Raw genomic sequence first — 1468 nt, forward strand, 5'->3', positions numbered from 1 at the left:
GGTAGTGACCCCTAAAAGTTAAAGTTTTATGATGCAGCGAGTTGGCTGGTCGATGTTCGGTACTTCACCGGGCTTTGGCCAGCCAATTTTAATTTGATCCGATCGTGATTGTAGTAATGAATATAGGCTTCCAACCTTTGTTTGAGCTCTTCGTAGGAGACAAGCTCTTTTCCATAGTACATTTCCTGTTTTAACAGCCCGAAGAAATTTTCTATCGGGGCGTTGTCTGCGCAGGTCGCTTTCCGGGACATGCTGGCAAACACACGGTTGGTTTTCAACAAGGTGGTCCAGGCCCGGTGCTGATAGTGCCAGCCCTGGTCTGAATGAATGGTGGTGCGGAACCTGGCCTGCTTTCGTACGATAGTCAGCGTCTTCCGCAGAGGGGCCAGAACCAGATCCAGCGTCGGGCGGTCCGAGATGCCGTAGGCAATAATCTCCCCGTTGTATAAATCCAGAACGGGATTCAGGTAAAGTTTCCGGTCCGCTGTACACTTAAACTCGGTGATATCCGTGGTTAGTTTCTGCAGAGGAATGGAGCTGTTGAACCGTCGGTTCAACCGATTGTTTGTGACCTTGCCCACCGTGCCTTTATAGGAGCGGTAGCGCGACTTCCGAATAAAGGCCGTGCAGGCCAGACCAAGACACGTCATCAGTCGCTGCACTTTTTTGTGATTCACATGCCATCCCTCGGCCCGCAGCTGGGCATGGATCCGCCGATAGCCATAGGTGCCTTGATGCCGCTCATAAATAGCTTGAATCTGTGCTTTCAGGGCAGCGTCCGAGTCTTCCTGGTTCAAGCGCTTCACATGATAATAATAGGTGGCTTCTGGAATGTTTACTTGATTCAACACATCTGTCAATCGGAATCCTTTTTCCTGGAGCTCGAACGCAAGCCCTGCTTGTGCTTTTCGGGAGAGGGAGCTGGCTTCTTCCGAAAAGCCCGGAGCTTTTTTAGGTAGGCATTCTCCAAACGGAGAAGCTCATTTTCCCGTTCCAGCTGCGCTTCTCTGGAAACAGGCGGGGAGGATAGTGGCTTACGAGATGATTTATCGGTCATAGGAGGTCTTCCTTTCGGCTTCTCTTCCAGTCCCGCCATGCCTTCTTGTTCCCAGGTCCGGTTCCAGGCGGCGATCAATGAAGCACGAGGGAGGCCGAAGGCCTCCGCCGTCTCCTGAAGGGAAGCTCCTCTTTGTTTTCTCCAGTATAAAACATCCCATTTAAAGGAACCAGTGTAGGTGCTTTTTTTCGTTTTTCTTTTTAATCCCTCTCGGCCCAAGAGTCGATAAGCATCGACCCATTCTTTTATCGGACTCATGGACGGTAGCCCATACTTTTTAGCCAACCGTTTATATCCTTTAGGACCGCGAAGGTATTCCTGAACCAGTTGTTCTTTAAACGCATCACTATATTTAGCCAAAGAAAACACCCCAAACGTTAGATTTTACTCTAACTTTTGGGGTGCACTACC

The 1468-nt window shown here is 49.9% G+C and carries 1 protein-coding gene and 1 pseudogene; both read right to left on the minus strand.

Features of this window, described 5'->3' with window-relative positions:
• Positions 1-26 precede the first annotated feature (26 nt).
• Positions 27-863 (minus strand): annotated as a pseudogene (locus ATL39_RS00335) (IS3 family transposase); the annotation flags it as partial.
• A complete protein-coding gene (locus ATL39_RS00340; RefSeq protein ID WP_342768736.1) occupies positions 857-1426 on the minus strand; it encodes a helix-turn-helix domain-containing protein in 570 nt (189 codons plus the stop codon). The gene ATL39_RS00340 and the pseudogene ATL39_RS00335, both read right to left, overlap by 7 nt.
• Positions 1427-1468 lie beyond the last annotated feature (42 nt).

The sequence above is a fragment of the Sinobaca qinghaiensis genome (assembly GCF_003610495.1).
GTDB classification, from domain to species: Bacteria; Bacillota; Bacilli; order Bacillales; family Marinococcaceae; genus Sinobaca; species Sinobaca qinghaiensis.